Origin of the sequence: Chryseobacterium sp. 3008163, from assembly GCF_003669035.1 — a bacterium.
Taxonomy (GTDB): domain Bacteria; phylum Bacteroidota; class Bacteroidia; order Flavobacteriales; family Weeksellaceae; genus Chryseobacterium.
In genome coordinates this window covers 1,659,288-1,675,226 of the sequence record NZ_CP033070.1, presented here as the reverse complement: position 1 = coordinate 1,675,226, position 15,939 = coordinate 1,659,288, and the positions used below count along the sequence as shown (strand labels likewise).

At 34.3% G+C, this 15,939-nt stretch carries 14 protein-coding genes and 1 pseudogene; 7 read left to right on the top strand and 8 right to left on the bottom strand.

Annotation, left to right across the window (positions count from 1 at the left end; genetic code table 11):
- Nucleotides 1-324: 324 nt before the first annotated feature.
- The 4 genes from EAG08_RS07585 to EAG08_RS07570 form a co-directional block, all read right to left on the bottom strand.
- Nucleotides 325-1,602: a chloride channel protein gene (locus EAG08_RS07585; RefSeq protein WP_129534920.1), complete on the bottom strand. Its 1,278-nt coding sequence runs from the start codon at nucleotides 1,600-1,602 to the stop codon at nucleotides 325-327.
- 175 nt (nucleotides 1,603-1,777) lie between these two features.
- On the bottom strand, nucleotides 1,778-2,164 hold the full coding sequence (locus tag EAG08_RS07580; protein ID WP_129534919.1) for a DUF423 domain-containing protein: 387 nt from the start codon (nucleotides 2,162-2,164) through the stop codon (nucleotides 1,778-1,780).
- Nucleotide 2,165: 1 nt separating this feature from the next.
- Entirely contained in the window at nucleotides 2,166-3,236 is a 1,071-nt protein-coding gene (locus EAG08_RS07575; RefSeq protein WP_129534918.1) for a hypothetical protein, read from the bottom strand.
- 166 nt (nucleotides 3,237-3,402) lie between these two features.
- Complete coding sequence (locus EAG08_RS07570) at nucleotides 3,403-4,731, bottom strand: hydroxymethylglutaryl-CoA reductase, degradative (RefSeq protein ID WP_129534917.1); 1,329 nt, start codon at nucleotides 4,729-4,731, stop codon at nucleotides 3,403-3,405.
- 360 nt (nucleotides 4,732-5,091) lie between these two features.
- Here EAG08_RS07570 and EAG08_RS07565 point away from each other — a divergent pair, with 360 nt between their 5' ends.
- From EAG08_RS07565 to EAG08_RS07540, 6 genes and pseudogenes are all read left to right on the top strand, one after another.
- Nucleotides 5,092-6,351 (top strand): putative DNA modification/repair radical SAM protein, encoded by a 1,260-nt coding sequence (locus tag EAG08_RS07565; protein ID WP_129534916.1) that lies wholly within the window; start codon nucleotides 5,092-5,094, stop codon nucleotides 6,349-6,351.
- Nucleotides 6,351-6,782 (top strand): hypothetical protein, encoded by a 432-nt coding sequence (locus EAG08_RS07560; protein WP_129534915.1) that lies wholly within the window; start codon nucleotides 6,351-6,353, stop codon nucleotides 6,780-6,782. The genes EAG08_RS07565 and EAG08_RS07560 overlap by 1 nt, the downstream gene beginning before the upstream one ends.
- Nucleotides 6,783-6,890: 108 nt before the next feature.
- Complete coding sequence (locus tag EAG08_RS07555) at nucleotides 6,891-7,652, top strand: TIGR03915 family putative DNA repair protein (RefSeq protein ID WP_129534914.1); 762 nt, start codon at nucleotides 6,891-6,893, stop codon at nucleotides 7,650-7,652.
- 157 nt (nucleotides 7,653-7,809) lie between these two features.
- Complete coding sequence (gene pfkA / locus EAG08_RS07550; RefSeq protein WP_129534913.1) at nucleotides 7,810-8,796, top strand: 6-phosphofructokinase; 987 nt, start codon at nucleotides 7,810-7,812, stop codon at nucleotides 8,794-8,796.
- A gap of 31 nt (nucleotides 8,797-8,827) precedes the next feature.
- Nucleotides 8,828-9,837 (top strand): annotated as a pseudogene (gene gap, locus EAG08_RS07545) (type I glyceraldehyde-3-phosphate dehydrogenase).
- Nucleotides 9,838-9,913: 76 nt separating this feature from the next.
- Nucleotides 9,914-10,546: a hypothetical protein gene (locus tag EAG08_RS07540; protein WP_129534912.1), complete on the top strand. Its 633-nt coding sequence runs from the start codon at nucleotides 9,914-9,916 to the stop codon at nucleotides 10,544-10,546.
- 25 nt (nucleotides 10,547-10,571) lie between these two features.
- Here the strand turns inward: EAG08_RS07540 and EAG08_RS07535 are convergent, their stop codons facing one another.
- On the bottom strand, nucleotides 10,572-11,459 hold the full coding sequence (locus EAG08_RS07535; RefSeq protein WP_129534911.1) for a mechanosensitive ion channel family protein: 888 nt from the start codon (nucleotides 11,457-11,459) through the stop codon (nucleotides 10,572-10,574).
- Between the two features lie 99 nt (nucleotides 11,460-11,558).
- On the opposite strand from EAG08_RS07535, the gene EAG08_RS07530 reads away from it, so the two are divergent.
- The gene (locus tag EAG08_RS07530; protein WP_129534910.1) at nucleotides 11,559-12,194 is read left to right on the top strand and encodes a peroxiredoxin; all 636 of its coding nucleotides are present in this window, start codon (nucleotides 11,559-11,561) and stop codon (nucleotides 12,192-12,194) included.
- Nucleotides 12,195-12,294: 100 nt separating this feature from the next.
- Here the strand turns inward: EAG08_RS07530 and EAG08_RS07525 are convergent, their stop codons facing one another.
- From EAG08_RS07525 to EAG08_RS07515, 3 genes are all read right to left on the bottom strand, one after another.
- Complete coding sequence (locus EAG08_RS07525) at nucleotides 12,295-12,885, bottom strand: hypothetical protein (protein ID WP_129534909.1); 591 nt, start codon at nucleotides 12,883-12,885, stop codon at nucleotides 12,295-12,297.
- A gap of 158 nt (nucleotides 12,886-13,043) precedes the next feature.
- The gene (locus EAG08_RS07520) at nucleotides 13,044-13,559 is read right to left on the bottom strand and encodes a hypothetical protein (RefSeq protein ID WP_129534908.1); all 516 of its coding nucleotides are present in this window, start codon (nucleotides 13,557-13,559) and stop codon (nucleotides 13,044-13,046) included.
- 95 nt (nucleotides 13,560-13,654) lie between these two features.
- The gene (locus tag EAG08_RS07515; protein ID WP_129534907.1) at nucleotides 13,655-15,934 is read right to left on the bottom strand and encodes a TonB-dependent siderophore receptor; all 2,280 of its coding nucleotides are present in this window, start codon (nucleotides 15,932-15,934) and stop codon (nucleotides 13,655-13,657) included.
- Nucleotides 15,935-15,939 lie beyond the last annotated feature (5 nt).

Here is a 15,939-nt window from a genome sequence, read left to right as displayed (position 1 = left end):
TATTATTATATTTTAATTTTTAAAGGTTGACAAATTTAATAAAAAGACACGGAAGTTCAAGATTATTAGCACAAAAATTAAAAGTCTATTCGTCTTTTTAAATATTCTTATGATTAAAGCTTAAACTTTAACGAAGTTTTTTAGAAAAATTGAGTTTAAACCAAATAAAATCAGACTTAATTTTTGTGAACCATTAAGAAGATTTAAGGAGTTAAGTTTTATTAAGAAAAATAGGATAAATTTTTAATAAATAATCTGCTTAAGCGAAGCTCAACTTAATTATTCTCAACTTCTTAATATCCGTTAATGGTTTAATTCCCGTAATTATTCCTCAGACAATTTCTCAGATTGTGAGCCGATAAACGGAATTTTTGGAGCCAGAAAATATCCTGTCAGACTCGCAAAAAGTATCGGAACGAAATAGGTAAAACCCGTTAAAGTTCCCAGGATAATTGTTGTACTCATCGGCGTTCTCGTAACACAAGCATTAATTGCAGCCATACAACTTACAATCGCTAAAGTCGTATCAACTGTCGGAAATAAATGATGAATGATTAATCCTAAAGTTGTTCCTACAAAGAACAACGGAATGATAAAACCACCTCTCCAGCCTGAAGTTACGGTAATGGCAATCGCTAAAATTTTGAAAACTAAAATAATGATTAAAAAGTTCAATGTGTAGTTTCCGTTGATCAGTTCATTCACTTCATGATGCCCGAAATATCTTGTCAATGGAAAATAGAAAGCGATAATCCCCAATAAAATTCCACCTACCAAAGTTTTGATGTAGATTGGGAATTTTCTGTATTCGAAAGCTTTTTTGAAAAACTTAACAATAAAAATAAAAATCCAGCCAAATAAGGTTCCTACAATTCCAAAAGCGGTTGCGTGTGCAAAATCATAAACTCCGGTGTAATGATAGGCTTTCAAATCCCACGTCGCCCCGATTCCCAAATGGATAATCAAAGCAAACATCAGATAACTGAAACAGCTCGCTACCAATGCCGGAATAATCGCTTTATAATACTCAACGGCGTGTTTATGATGAAGAATTTCCAAAGAAAATAAACTTCCGCCAAGCGGAGCACCAAAAAGAGCTGTGAAACCTGAAGCCATTCCGGCAATACTCAACGAACGAAGTTCTTCACCTTTCAGTCTAAAAAGCTTTCCCAAATAAGTTCCTGTTGAACCTGTCACCTGAACCAAAGGTGCTTCCGGACCTAAACTTCCACCCGATGCTACACAAAAAAGTGATGACAAAATCATCGAAGGATTGTTTTTTGGGTCGAGTTTTCCTTTATTGAATCTGATGTTATTAACGATCAAATGGATTTCGCCAGGATCTCCAATAAAGTGGATCACTAAACCTGCTAATAAACCACAAATCGCCATTGTTGGAATGACCATCCAGCCGTGAAATTGATGTAAAAATTCTGTGAAATGTTCCAAGACAATCCAATATAATCCGGCAATAATTCCACCGACCAAACCTGTGATAGCCCACATGAAAAAAGTACGACTGAATACAAACGGATTGAATTTAATCGGCTGATCTAAAAGATTAAAAGTTCGTAGTAAGCGACGTCGTCTGTTGATTTTCATTTTAATTTATTTTAAAATTACGATCATCATTTGTTGAAAGTGTGTTTTGATATTTTCTAAGCGAAATTTTGTTGAAAAATTAACGGATGCTTCGACAAGCTCAGCATGACATCGCTAATACTACTTGCTAGCGATTGACGTGTCAGTCTGAGCTTGTCGAAGACTTTTATAATAATTACATTCTATTCTTTACAAAATAAAAAATCAGCATTCCCCAACTCAAAATCATAAATAATCCTCCAAGCGGAGTAATTGGACCTAAAAATTTAAGATTTAAACCAAAATGATCCTGTAAGCTCAAGCCGTAAATACTGAAAGAAAACAGCATTGTTCCTGCAATCATCAAAATAGAAATCCATTTTTGAGATGAGGTATCAAATTTTAAAATATAGCCTGCAATCAACAAAAAGAATGCGGCATACATTTGATATCTTACACCTGTTTCAAAACTTTCAAGTCTTTCTACAGATAATATTTTCTTTAAAGCGTGTGCTCCAAATGCTCCCAAAATAACGGATAGCATACCATAAGCGGCACCAAAGACTAAAGTAATTGTTTTCATTTTATAATTCTTCTAATTCTAGTTTTAAATATTTTTTTGTTTTATAATCCTGCCAGGTTCCTATAATTTTATTTCCCTGTACATCTGCTTCAACCAAAGCTTTGAAAATCCATTGATTCGTTTCTTCGCTGTAATAATCGTTTTCTATGATGGAGATGTGATTGCCTTTCAGTTTTCCATCCCATTGGATGAGTTTTTTATTCTTATCGTACCAATATTTTGCAGAAAAAGAACCGTCTGCATACACCTGATTAATCAAAACCGTGATTGGATACTTTCCGTCAATTTTTCCTTTATACAATTTGTTGTCAAAACTGGTTTTATCAATTTTTTCTGAGTCTGATAACAGGTTTTTTGCGTAAGAACTCCAGTGTTTTTCTAATTGTTTGTACGAAAATTCAACAACATGGCTGCCGAGATCATCCAATGCTCTCATTGCGTGATTAGAACATCTTCCGGCAATAAATCTGATTTTATCTTTTGCAAAATAATATTCAATTCCTTCTAAGGTATAATCGGTAAAACAATCTTCATACATAGAAATTTGCTCTGAAACTTCTTCCGATGGGTTTTTCTCCGATTTTAACTGAACAATGAAATCGCTAACCTCTTTTTTGACGCTTTTCTGAATTAAATTTTCAATTGTTTTGAATGAACCTGGTTGAAATAAATCTTTAGCATTGATAAAATTTCCCGTTCTCAAATCAAAATTTTTCCAGATTGAAAATCCTTCAGGATAGGCACCAGAAGCTTCTCCGTCGATAGCAATACTCAGAATATTCTTTGGGGTTTCCAGCTTTTCCCAGCTGTAAAAATAAACGTAGTTGGAATATGAGGTTTTCCCTGATGAAACCAGTTTCGATGGACTTACCTCTGAGCCAGGAACATATTCAAGTTGATCAACCTGCAAAAAGGTGTTGATTTTATTTTCTACTGAAGGTTTTTCAGGATAAGCGATTTTAGGAAAATTGAAATCTTCAGTTTTAGGTTGCAGATTAGTTATTTTTACAGTTTTCTGCTGCGAAAAACAAATCGAAGAAATCAGAATGAAAAATAATAAACCTTTTTTCATTATTGAGTTTTAAGATATTTTAAAATGATTCCACCAATCAATGTCAGAATTCCGAGAATAATGAAAAAGGTTGAGAATTTTCTTGACCTTTGAAATTCTTGCTTTTTTGTATTTTTTAAAAACATTCCAAAGAAAATAAAGGCGATGGATCCTACAATCTGTAACATTATTGCGCTCGTAATCTGTTAAATTCATCAATAACTTCGTGATGTGTCACCGTTTTATCTTTAAAATACGTCACAAAATGTTGCTTTTCTGCTTCTGTCGCACCCATTTGATTTAAAATATTAAATAAATGCATTTTCATGTGACCTTTCTGAATTCCTGTAGTGACCAAAGATCTTAACGCTCCAAAATTCTGAGCCAATCCTGAAACCGCCAAAATACTCATCAATTCCTGAGCAGAAGGTTTTCCCAGCAGAGCCAAAGAAAATTTTACCAGAGGATGAAGATTCGTCAAACCTCCCACAACGCCTACTGAAATCGGAAGGTCGATCCAGAATCTGAAAATTCCGTTATCAATTGTACAATGTGTTAAGGAAGAATATTTTCCATCTCTTGCGGCATAAGCATGAGCGCAAGCTTCGGTTGCTCTGAAATCATTTCCTGTCGCAATGACTACGGCATCAACTCCGTTCATAATTCCTTTGTTATGTGTCGTCGCACGGAAAGGTTCAATTTCAGCAATCGTAACAGCCTGCTTGAATTTTCTTGCAAATTCTTCATTTGAAATTCCGCTGTCGTCTTTTAAATCTTCAATTTTACATGAAACCTCAGCTCTTACGATACAGTCTGGAGTGAAATTGGAAAGAATATTCATCACCACCTGCAAAGAATCTTTTTCTTCCTGTGTGAAATCTTCTTCCAGAGAAATTTCCTCTTTTAAAGTTTTACCGAACTGTTCAAGACAAGAATTGATGAAGTTGGCTCCCATAGAATCTACCGTGTCAAAACTTGCTTTCAGTTGGTAATAATTAGGCATTTCTGCGGTTTTGTCAACGAGTTTTATTTCTAAAATTCCGCCACCACGATTTCTCATGTTTGCCGTGATGCTTTCTGTGGTTTCAAACAATTTTTTCTTTAATTTAAAATTAAAAAAATGCTGAAGTTTATGAGATTCTACATCAATAATAAAATGAGTGTGACCTAATTTTTTGGTATTGATGATGGTCGTTTTAAAACCACCTTTATCAATCCAAAATTTGGCTGCTTTTGAAGCAGCTGCCACTACAGAACTTTCTTCAACTGCCATCGGTAAAGCCAATAATTTCCCATCAATCAGGAAGTTTGGAGCAATTCCGTAAGGCATATAAAAATTGGAAATGGTGTTTTCAGAAAACTCATCATGAAGTTTCTGAAGATCCGGATTTTCGTTCCAATATTGATTGAGTATATTTTGATAATCTATGTTTCCTTCGAGATATTCATTGACTAGCCAGTCAATTTTCCCCTGCTTGGTCAGTTTAGAAAAACCTTCTACCGGTTGATGATTCATATAGTAAGTTGTTTTTTGATAAAGAAAAGCGGAATCGACCGTTTACGATTTCACGCATAAATTAATGATGGTAAATATAGTAAATTTGTTTGTGCCTATTGTGGATAAGTTCGTTGAAAAAAGAGTGATATTTCTCAATTTTGGATTTACTTTTGAATATTAAAAAAGCTTTAAACCACAAAAGACACAAAAGTTTTTTAACACATTAGTCATCTTAGTTTTTTTGATTCATCGCTAAAAAAGAACACATAAGTTATTGAAAATCTTTGATTTTCTCTGTGTGTTCTAAATATTTTCAAAAATTTACTTTAACCTAATGTGGCTTATGTGTTCGAAGAATTTTAACAAAGTACTTGAATTATGAATTTTGACCGCCTAAAAGAAAAATTAGAAATCCTTGCAGATGCTGCGAAGTATGACGTGTCATGTTCGTCTAGTGGAGGTTCAAGGAAGAATAAAAAAGGTGCTTTGGGAGACAGTTCCGCAAGCGGAATTTGTCACACCTATACCGAAGACGGTCGATGTGTTTCTCTTTTAAAAGTTCTCTTAACCAATCATTGCATTTACGATTGTGCATATTGCGTATCGCGAAGTTCAAATGATATTAAAAGAGCTGCTTTTACAGTTGAAGAAGTGGTTGATTTGACGATTAATTTTTACCGCAGAAATTATATTGAAGGCTTGTTTTTGAGTTCTGGGATTTTCAAAAATGCTGACACCACGATGGAAAGATTGGTGCGTGTGGCAAAAAAACTTCGTCTGGAAGAGAATTTCAACGGATATATTCATTTAAAATCAATTCCTGGGGCAAGTGATCTATTGATGCAGGAAGCGGCTTTGTATGCTGACCGATTGTCGATTAATATTGAAATTCCGACGGAAAGTGGTTTGAAATTATTGGCTCCGGAGAAAAACCGACAGGATATGCTCAATCCGATGAAGTATATCCAAAGCGGAATTACCCAATATAAGGAAGAAAAGAAAATCTTCAGAAAAGTTCCGAAGTTCGCTCCGGCTGGTCAATCTACACAAATGATTGTAGGCGCAACCAACGAAAATGATTTACAGATTATTAAAGTTGCCGATCATTTTTATAAAAATTATAATCTTAAAAGAGTGTATTATTCTGGTTATGTTCCTGTTTTGGAAGATACGAGATTACCTGCTTTGACGACGGCGGTTCCCATGCTTCGGGAAAACCGTTTGTATCAATCGGATTGGTTGATGAGGTTTTACGGTTTTAAAGCTGATGAAATTTTAGATCCGCATATGCCTTTTCTCGATTTGGAAGTTGATCCTAAATTGAGCTGGGCTTTGAGGCATCTAGATCAGTTTCCAATTAATCTACAGAATGCAGATTATCAGATGATTCTGAGGATTCCGGGAATCGGGGTGAAAACGGCAAAGAAAATTGTTTCAGCGAGACGTTTTCAGGTTTTAACGATTGATCATTTGAAAAAACTCGGAGCAGCGGTAAACCGAGCGAAATACTTCATTGATTTTAATGCAGGAAACGTTTTTTTAAGGCATTTAACGGATTTAAATTTGAAAAAATTATTGATTGGTGGAAGTACTTCTAAATTTCAGGATCAGTTTTCGCAGCAGTTAACACTTTTTTAATGATGAGAACTAAAAAAGCTGTAAGATATGATGAACAGAAAATTAGAGATATTGAAAAAGCAGTTTCTCAATTCTCTCAGCATTTGATATCAAATTCTAAGTGGATCAGATTAATTGAAGCAATTATAGATAATGCCCATGAATTCAAGAAAATCCAATTTAAAAAAATTCAGAATGATAGAATTGGAGAGCTGTATTTAAATGAAGACAGTATTTTTGAATTTGATTATTGGCAAAGAGGATTTGAGGGCAATAATTCTTTAGGTGATTGGCTTGAATATAAAGAAATTGAATATTTGATTTTCCCAAAAATTGTTGATTCTAATAACATTCAAAATTTAGAAGAAATTAAATTGATAATAGAGAAAGTTGGTCAGTTTTATCTTGAAATTAATGAAGATGAATTAAAACTGATTTGTTATAAAGAATAATTTTAAACACAAATAGCACAAATATTTTTCACGAATTTCACTAATAATTCTTACTTGAAAAATCAGTTCACTCTAAAACTCTAGAACTCCCAAACCCTTCAACCCAAAATGACCACTTTACTCTACGATGGAAGTTTCGACGGACTTTTTACTGCAATATTCGAAGTCTTCGAGTATAAGTATAAAGATGTGGAAATTGTAAGCAGAGAAAGATTTCATCAGGAAAATATATTTGCTGAGATTCATGAAGTGATTACGCAGGAAGCGAAATCTGAGAGAGTTTTAAATAAAATAGAAGAAAACATCGGGAAGTCTGGAATTCATGAATTGGTGAAAGTTTTTTTGTCGGAAGAATCAGATTTAGAACAAATAATTTTGTCTGCGGTAAGGCAATCGATACAATTTCCGAAAGAAAATATTCTTCAGAATTATGCAGATCAGGATATTTTGAGAATTGTTAAAATTTCAAAATCGGTAAGTCGAGAAAGACACAGAATGACTGCTTTTGTGAGATTTGAAAAAATGCAGGATGAGGTTTTTTTCTCCAAAATCGATCCGGATTTTAATGTGCTTCCTTTGATCAGAAAACATTTCAAAGACCGTTATCAGGATCAGAAATGGATGATTTACGATCTCAGAAGAAATTACGGACTTCTTTATGATTTGAAAACGTGTGATTTCTTTTATCCGGAAGAAAAGCTGGATTTAAAAAAGTATCAGGAGAAATTTCATGATGAAGAAAATCAATATCAAAAGCTTTGGCAACGGTATTTTTTTAAAACCAATATTGTAGAAAGAAAAAATTTAAAACTGCACATTCAACATGTTCCGAAACGATATTGGAAATATTTAACTGAAAAGAATTGGTGAAAAAATACAGCTTCGAGTTTCATAAATTTAAAATGTAAATTATTCCTTAAACAATTTGCTTTAAAATTACAGGATACTAAAGGATGAAAAGTATTGGCAAGATACTGCCATTATCTGAACTTGTTTTTGTAAATTTGTGTTTGAAATTTTTTACTAAATGAATGAAAGTGCTGTAAAAAAAATTGCAGTTCTTACTTCGGGAGGAGACTCTCCGGGGATGAATGCAGCATTAAGAGCGGTAGTAAGGACCGCAAATTATTACAATATCGAATGTTACGGAGTGAGAGAAGGCTACAATGGTCTTATTCATGATGATTTCCTGAAAATGGGGGCTCGTTCTGTAAAAAATATAATCAACCAAGGCGGAACTATTCTAAAATCTGCCAGATCCAAAGAATTCAGAACCAAAGAAGGTCGTCAAAAAGCCTACGACAATTGCGTAAAATACGGAATTGACGGTTTGGTGTGTATTGGTGGTGACGGAACGTTCACTGGAGCAAAGATTTTCAATGAAGAATTCGGAATCCGTGTAATTGGTGTGCCAGGAACGATTGATAACGATATCTTCGGGACAGACAACACGATTGGTTTCGACACGGCTTTGAACACGGCAATGGATGCGATTGATAAAATCCGTGATACAGCGACTTCTCACAACAGAGTTTTCTTTGTTGAGGTAATGGGTCGTGATGCAGGTTTTATTGCACTGAACAGCGGATTGGCAACAGGAGCTTTGGATATTTTGATTCCTGAGAAAAAAGACAGTATGGATGAATTGTTTACCAATTTCCGAAATGCAGAAAAAACAGGAAAATCTTCGAGCATTGTTGTTGTTGCAGAAGGTGAAAAGCTTGCAAACATCTACGAATTGGCAGAGCAGACTCAAAAGGAATTTCCAGAATACGATATTCGTGTCGCTATTTTAGGCCACATTCAAAGAGGTGGGTCGCCGAGTTGTGCAGACAGAGTTTTAGCGAGCAGACTGGGCTTTGGTGCTGTAACAGGATTAATGGTAGGGGAAAACAATGTGATGGCAGGAATGCGTTCAAACGAAATTGTTTACACACCCATCGAAGATGCCATCAAAAAACACAACGAAATCAATAAAGATCTTTTACTGATTTCAGAAATTTTAGCAATCTAAATATTATATAATTAAATAAATCAAAACAATTATGTCAACAATTAAAGTAGGTATTAACGGGTTTGGTAGAATCGGTCGTCTTGTTTTCAGAGCAATGACTGAAAGAGACAACATCGAAGTCGTTGGTATCAATGACCTTATTAATGCAGAATACATGGCTTACATGTTAAAGTATGATTCTGTACACGGTATTTTCCCGGGAGAAGTTTCTGTAGAAGGTAATGACCTTGTAGTAAACGGTAAAAAATCAGAGTTACTGCAGAAAGAGATCCAAACAACTTGAAGTGGAATGAAATCGGTGCTGATTACATCGTAGAATCTACAGGTTTATTTTTAGATAAAGAAAGTGCTACGGCACACATCAATGCTGGTGCAAAAAAAGTAATTCTTTCTGCTCCTTCTAAAGATGATACGCCAATGTTTGTAATGGGTGTAAACCACAAAGAATTGACTGACGATATCAAAATCTTATCAAACGCATCTTGTACTACAAACTGTTTAGCTCCTTTAGCTAAAGTAATTCACGATAACTTCGGTATCGTAGAAGGTTTGATGACTACTGTACACGCTACTACAGCTACTCAAAAAACTGTTGACGGTCCTTCAGTGAAAGACTGGAGAGGTGGTAGAGCTGCTCTTAATAACATTATTCCTTCTTCTACAGGTGCTGCAAAAGCAGTAGGAAAAGTAATTCCTTCATTGAACGGAAAATTGACAGGGATGTCTTTCAGAGTACCAACTGTTGATGTTTCTGTAGTTGATTTAACAGTAAGACTTGAAAAAGGTGCTTCTTATGAAGAAATCTGTGCTGTAATCAAAGCTGCTTCTGAAGGTGAATTGAAAGGTATTCTTGGATACACTGAAGATGCTGTAGTTTCTCAGGATTTCATCGGAGACAAGAGAACTTCAATCTTCGATAAGGATGCTGGTATTATGCTTTCTCCTAACTTTGTGAAGCTTGTTTCTTGGTATGACAACGAAATGGGTTACTCAAACAAATTAGTTGATATGTTGATCCACGCTTCTTCTTTAACTAAATAATAAGCACTCAGCTATACATAATGAAACCTTCCATATTTGGAGGGTTTTTTTGTTAAATTAGCGCAAAATTTATTTCATGCAAGATGAACTTATCGAAAGATATTCTGAATACTCAGATAGCGAGCTGATGAATATTTATTTAAATAAGGATGGATATACGGATGAAGCCAAAAATGCGTTAGAAACTGTTATAGATAACAGAGGTGGAGTACAAGCTCTTAAAGAACGTTACGGTAAAATCATAGAAAAAGAAGATGAAAAATTGAAAATAAATGATGAGGTAATTCTGCTATATGGGAAAGCATTTACGCAAAATGATATTATAGCAAATTTAAAGTCTGATATATTGTCAACAACCGAAATAGGGCAAATTTCTGCTAAAGTTATTGGCGTATTTGAATCAAGAAAAAAAGATTTAGAAATAAATTCTGGTACTGTAATCGGAAGTATTTTAGGAGGGGTAATTGGCGGTATTATTGGTGGTGTTTTATGGGGCTTACAAATGATTTATTCTGGTCGTATATTTTATATTTTTGGAATAGGATTATTAATCATCTCTTATGGTTTCATAAAATTTTTCACAAAGCAAAGTAGAAACAATATTGTTGTGTTAATACTTACAATATTGTCTGCAATTTTTGCGTTTTTTTTAGGTTTTGTTATTTATAATTTTTTTGGTTATCACGGACCGAATAAAAATTTACACTAATTTTTTTTAATTAAATAACTGATTTTTATAAATCAGTGTTCTCTTTCGGTGGCTCAATTGCCGGAGTATTGGTGATGTTAATGCTCGTCGGAGTTACTAATGGAATTCCCTGATCATCAAGGCTGCCTTTAATTTTCATTAAAATATCACTTTTTACATGGGCTAAATTTTCTCCAACTTTCATCCAGAATTTCACCTGTAAATTAAAAACTCCTTGTTTCAAACTTGTGAAAATCACTTCCACTTTATCTTGTTTATCGATATATTCCTGACTTAAGATTACATGATTGATGCTTTCCTGTGCCTTCACAATATCTTCATCCGCAGGAATTTCGAAATCTAAAATAATCCTTCGCTGAGGTGATGCCGTGATGTTATAAAATGGAGCATTGAAAATAACCTGATTCGGAATGTAGGCTTTCTTTCCATCGTCTGTAATCAGTTTTGTGGTTAAAAAACCAATATCCTGCACCGTTCCGGAATGATTTCCGATGGTAATATAATCTCCGACTTTAAAGGCTTTATCAATTCCAATCAGCATTCCTGAAAATATACTTGAAACCAAATCTTTTAAAGCAACCCCGGCAATCACCCCTGCAACCCCTAGACTTCCGATAAATTTCCAGAGAAATCCACTGAAGCCCATGATTTCTAAAGCAATAAAAGATCCCATCACGATAATGATAAATCTGAAGATATTAATGATTGTGATTACAGATCCTTCATTTTTACTTTTCGGAAAAAGCTTGTGCATGATTTTTACTGCAAGTTTACTCAGGTATTTGCTTGTCATTAAGAAAAACATGAAAACAAGAATTCCAACCACCAACTTTGGCGTGAGTTTCGCAAAGGCGATGTACCAATTTTCTAAAACGCTATATACAGTATCTAAATAGCTTAAGCCAGTTTTCATAAAATATTTTTTTTCAAAATTATAAATAAATTCTTTAGCAAAAATTTTGCCAGTTGCAAAAAGTCTATTAAATTTGTAGACTAATAGAAACAACATCGTATGTCAATTAAACTAGGAGATACCGCACCCAACTTTCAGGCAGATACTACTGCAGGAAATATAGATTTTTACGAATATCTTGGAGATTCTTGGGGAATTTTATTTTCCCATCCCGCAGATTACACTCCGGTTTGTACTACTGAATTGGGCTATACCGCAAAGCTGAAATTAGATTTTGACAAAAGAGATACTAAAGTTATAGCCTTGAGTGTCGATGGAGTAGAAGATCATAAAAACTGGATCAAAGACATCAACGAAACTCAAAATACAGAAGTGCAGTTTCCGATTATTGCAGATAAAGACAGAAAAGTTTCAGAGCTTTATGATTTCATTCATCCCAACGCTTCGCTTACTGCAACAGTCCGTTCTTTATTAATTATTGATCCCGTTAAGAAAGTAAGATTGATTATCACCTATCCTGCTTCAACAGGAAGAAATTTCAATGAGATTCTTAGAGTTTTAGATTCACTGCAGTTGGTAGATTCTCATAAAATTGCAACTCCTGCCAATTGGTATGATGGTGATGATGTTATTATTCCGCCATCAATTTCTACCGAAGATGCGAGAAATATTTTCCCGAAAGGTGTTACTGAGATTAAACCGTATTTGCGTTTTACTCCTCAACCCAACCAATAGGTTTAGATTTTTTATTTATTATATATAGTTTAGTTTTAATTTGAAAAAGCGGCTCGGAAATTTTTCCGGGCCGCTTTTGTATGTTGTATGAAATATTTAATTATTTCAAATCGTTAGCAACTGCTTTTGCCTTAGACGTTGGTAAATAAATACTGAAACCTACATTGAAAGTAATGTTTGAGTTCAGACCTTCGTTACCAAATCCTGACTGACCTTGATATTTTACTAAACCTTCAACACCAATGTTTGGAGTAATGAAGTAAGAATAACCAGGACCTACACCGAAGTCTAAACCTGTTGTAGAGTTTCCGCTTTCTACAGAAGATCCACCTACACCTAAGTTACCTTCGAAGAACCATCTACCATGGTTTAATAAATTGTCTACACCTTTTTCTCCCGGAGATAAGAAGTAACGACCTAAAGCACCTACACCATAATCAAATCTTGTAGGACTTCCGTTTGTAACTTTGCTGATTCCTAAGTTAACATATCCACCCAAGGCTACATTGTCTTTAATAAAGTAAGCAGCTTTTGGTTGTAATGCAATGCTGTAACCACCACCTGTATTTAAACCAAAGTTGCTTGAAAGTAAGCTACTACCAACCATCCAGTTTCCTTCTTGAATTTGTGCGTTTGCTGTAGCTGTCAATCCTGCAACAGCTAATATTCCTGTAAAAATTAGCTTTTTCATAATTTATAATTTTAATAGTTAATGTTAATTATTTTGATATGCAGTTCAATTCAATAAATGTGCCACAATGCTTGAGGTACTAATTTATGTGAAAAAGTCATATTTTAAGTTTGTGAATAACATTAAAATTTTAACTAAAATTATATAAAATATGTAATTTAAATAAACAATAAGATAATGGAAACGATAAGACCTGCCACAGCAAATTTAATTCCTCGCTTGAAAGGTTTGCTTTTCGTATTAAACATCCAAAAGCTTGAGATAACAAAGAAAAAAAGACAAACTCCGAAAAATGCGTTGAGGGGCGAAAGAGTATCTGCTGACTTTGCCTTGTGAAGTTTAGTCATTTTATCAATCACAAAAGGAAGCTCTTTTTTTGTGTATTTTGCCTGTCCGGTCGCTGAATTGTATGTTCCGTCTTTGAAATATAAAATACTATTTTCGGTCTTTTTTATTTCAAGATTCTTCATCTTCAATTCTTTCTCCAATTCTTTTTCAGAAAGATTTTTAGCAATTACTTTATCATACAGTTTTTCTTTTTTCAGAAAATCTGTATCTCTGTAAACCAGAAGAATTCCACTTAATGCATAAATCGCCATTATTCCGGCCATGAAGAATCCTAAATAACGGTGAGTGATTCTCATGAAACTTCTGGTATCCTTTATTTTATCCATAATTTATTGTTTGTTTTTAAATTTTAAAAGTGGAGGCTGCAAAAATGCAACTTCCACTTTGATTATAGAAATTTTGAATTATAAAATTCTAAATTTTACAGTCTGTATGTTAATGTGAAATAGTAATTTCTTGGTGTAATAGGGTTTACTGAGTAATTTTCATGTACATTATAATTGACTACATCAAATAGGTTACCCACTTTTCCTTGCAGCGAGAATTTTTTCCAGTCATATCCTAATGATAATGAAACGGTAGTGTAATCTTTCAGATCCATCATTCTGCTTACATCTTTTCTTGTAATATTCGTAGATTTAGAGTCGTTCCAGCCTGCAATTCTGTCTCCAATATAATATACTCCGATTCCCGCTTTCAAACCAGGAACATAGTTAGTGAATTTATAAAATACAGATGCGTTTGCAGTAGTTGCAGGTGTTCTTACCAATCTTTGCTTTTCTACATATCCTTTTTCAGGTGTATCTAAATATACAGAGTTGTTGTATGAAAAACCTCCAATGATAGAAATGTTTTCAGTAGGATTTCCGGTAATATCTACTTCTACACCACGGCTTCTCATTTTTCCTGCAAACTCTTTTAAATTAGTGTCTGGTGTTTGTACCGTACCTGAAGTATCTGTATAAAAGAAATTCTGATAGAAGTTGTGATATAGAATCTGATAAAGCGTAACGTTAACTGCTAAAGCATTGTTCCAGATATTTTTCTTCACACCAACTTCGTACTGATCTACGGTGGTAGGCTTTATCCCTTGTTTAGGCAATATTGCTACTCTGCCTTGTACTGTTTGTAGAGATCCTGAGGTATCTAAATTATTAACAGCATCAGAAGTATACCCTGCATTGGCCGCAAATGAATTGGTATAGGTTGCAAATGCTGAAAAATTATCGTTAGGCATATATACGAAACCTACTTTCGGAGAAAAAGCATTGTCAGATGTTGCGGAATTTAATACTTCAGTTTTTACGTTTGTGGTAAAACGGGTAAGTAAACTTGGCATATTTTCAATATACGACCAACGAAGTCCTGCTAGTACTTTAAATTCCTTTGTTAAGCTAATAAAATCCTGAGCGTAAACACCGACTCTTCTCGCTGTTGTTCTTGTTTTGGTATTTAAATTAGAGTCAGGCATTGCTAAGCTTCCATTGTCCCAAGAGTTCGGGTCGTCCAGATATAATATGTTTGTAGGAGCTTGAATCAAATTGTAAGCATTTGCATCAGATTGTCCATAGTCTGCATCAGTACCAATCAATACTTTATGATTGATTTTTCCTGTATTGAAATCTCCATTTACGTTGACCTGCGCAGAACCATAGTTTTGCTCATTATAGGTTTTGTTTAGTGGTGTATTCCAAGAAAGTCTGTTGGGAAAAATTTTATCATAACTCCATTGTACTCTTTCTGTTGAAAAATAATCTTTCGTATAATTTTGATATGATGCAGAAGCATTCAATGTCCATTTATCATTGATTTGATGATTGAATGTTACGTTTGTCGATGCTTGCTGTACATTTTGATATTGCCAGTCGGTTCCAAAAAAAGTATTTCTTGGTAACCAATCAATCAGTGAATAGCTTTGGTCTTTATTGGTAATTGATCCGATTCCAAAATCTGGAGTAAGGTCATTTTTAAGATAATCAGCCTCAATAATTAATTGTGATTTTTCTCCTAAATTAAATAAAAACGAAGGATTGAAATAATATTTTGTAGATTGTACAACATCTCTGAAGCTTTCTGCGTATTCATATGCACCATTGATTCTGAAGGCAACGTTTTTAGAAATTGGTCCGTAGATGTCAACTGTAGGTTTATAAGAATTCCAGCTTCCTGCGTTCATACCTACACTTCCTCCAAAATTGAATTTAGGTTTTTTTGTAACCAAATTGATGATACCTCCTGCTGCGGCATTTCCGTAAAGCATTGCAGTTGCCCCTTTTAGAACTTCCACTCTTTCAAGTCCGCTCACTTCTGGGAAAACTCCGCTGTTGACTCTGGCTCCGTTTTTATAGATATTATCGTTTCCGAAAATAAAACCACGACCTCCGAAGCTGTCTTGTGATCCACCTCTGGAAGAAGTTACATAAACTCCGTTTACATTCTGAAGAACATCACTTAGTTGTTTAGCCTGTTGTTGTTCAATAATCTCATGGGTAACAATAGAAATCGCCTGCGGATTTTCCATTATCGTAAGATTAGACTTTGTCGTTGCCGGCTTTGCTGTATTAGGATTTCCGGTTTTGTGAAGGTTGACGTCTTCAATTGTTTGAATTCTGATGGTGTCATTTTCAGAATTATTTCTCATCTGAGCACCAACCGATGATGTGATAGCGACAAGACCTAAGGAGATAATCCTTCTTTTCATAGTTT

Coding starts and splice junctions, on each gene's coding strand:
- EAG08_RS07585 (WP_129534920.1), bottom strand. CDS start 1,602: ATGAAAATCAACAGACGACGTCGCTTACTACGAACTTTTAATCTTTTA.
- EAG08_RS07560 (WP_129534915.1), top strand. CDS start 6,351: ATGATGAGAACTAAAAAAGCTGTAAGATATGATGAACAGAAAATTAGA.
- EAG08_RS07515 (WP_129534907.1), bottom strand. CDS start 15,934: ATGAAAAGAAGGATTATCTCCTTAGGTCTTGTCGCTATCACATCATCG.
- EAG08_RS07555 (WP_129534914.1), top strand. CDS start 6,891: ATGACCACTTTACTCTACGATGGAAGTTTCGACGGACTTTTTACTGCA.
- EAG08_RS07565 (WP_129534916.1), top strand. CDS start 5,092: ATGAATTTTGACCGCCTAAAAGAAAAATTAGAAATCCTTGCAGATGCT.
- EAG08_RS07535 (WP_129534911.1), bottom strand. CDS start 11,459: ATGAAAACTGGCTTAAGCTATTTAGATACTGTATATAGCGTTTTAGAA.
- EAG08_RS07580 (WP_129534919.1), bottom strand. CDS start 2,164: ATGAAAACAATTACTTTAGTCTTTGGTGCCGCTTATGGTATGCTATCC.
- EAG08_RS07570 (WP_129534917.1), bottom strand. CDS start 4,731: ATGAATCATCAACCGGTAGAAGGTTTTTCTAAACTGACCAAGCAGGGG.
- EAG08_RS07575 (WP_129534918.1), bottom strand. CDS start 3,236: ATGAAAAAAGGTTTATTATTTTTCATTCTGATTTCTTCGATTTGTTTT.
- EAG08_RS07530 (WP_129534910.1), top strand. CDS start 11,559: ATGTCAATTAAACTAGGAGATACCGCACCCAACTTTCAGGCAGATACT.
- pfkA (WP_129534913.1), top strand. CDS start 7,810: ATGAATGAAAGTGCTGTAAAAAAAATTGCAGTTCTTACTTCGGGAGGA.
- EAG08_RS07525 (WP_129534909.1), bottom strand. CDS start 12,885: ATGAAAAAGCTAATTTTTACAGGAATATTAGCTGTTGCAGGATTGACA.
- EAG08_RS07520 (WP_129534908.1), bottom strand. CDS start 13,559: ATGGATAAAATAAAGGATACCAGAAGTTTCATGAGAATCACTCACCGT.
- EAG08_RS07540 (WP_129534912.1), top strand. CDS start 9,914: ATGCAAGATGAACTTATCGAAAGATATTCTGAATACTCAGATAGCGAG.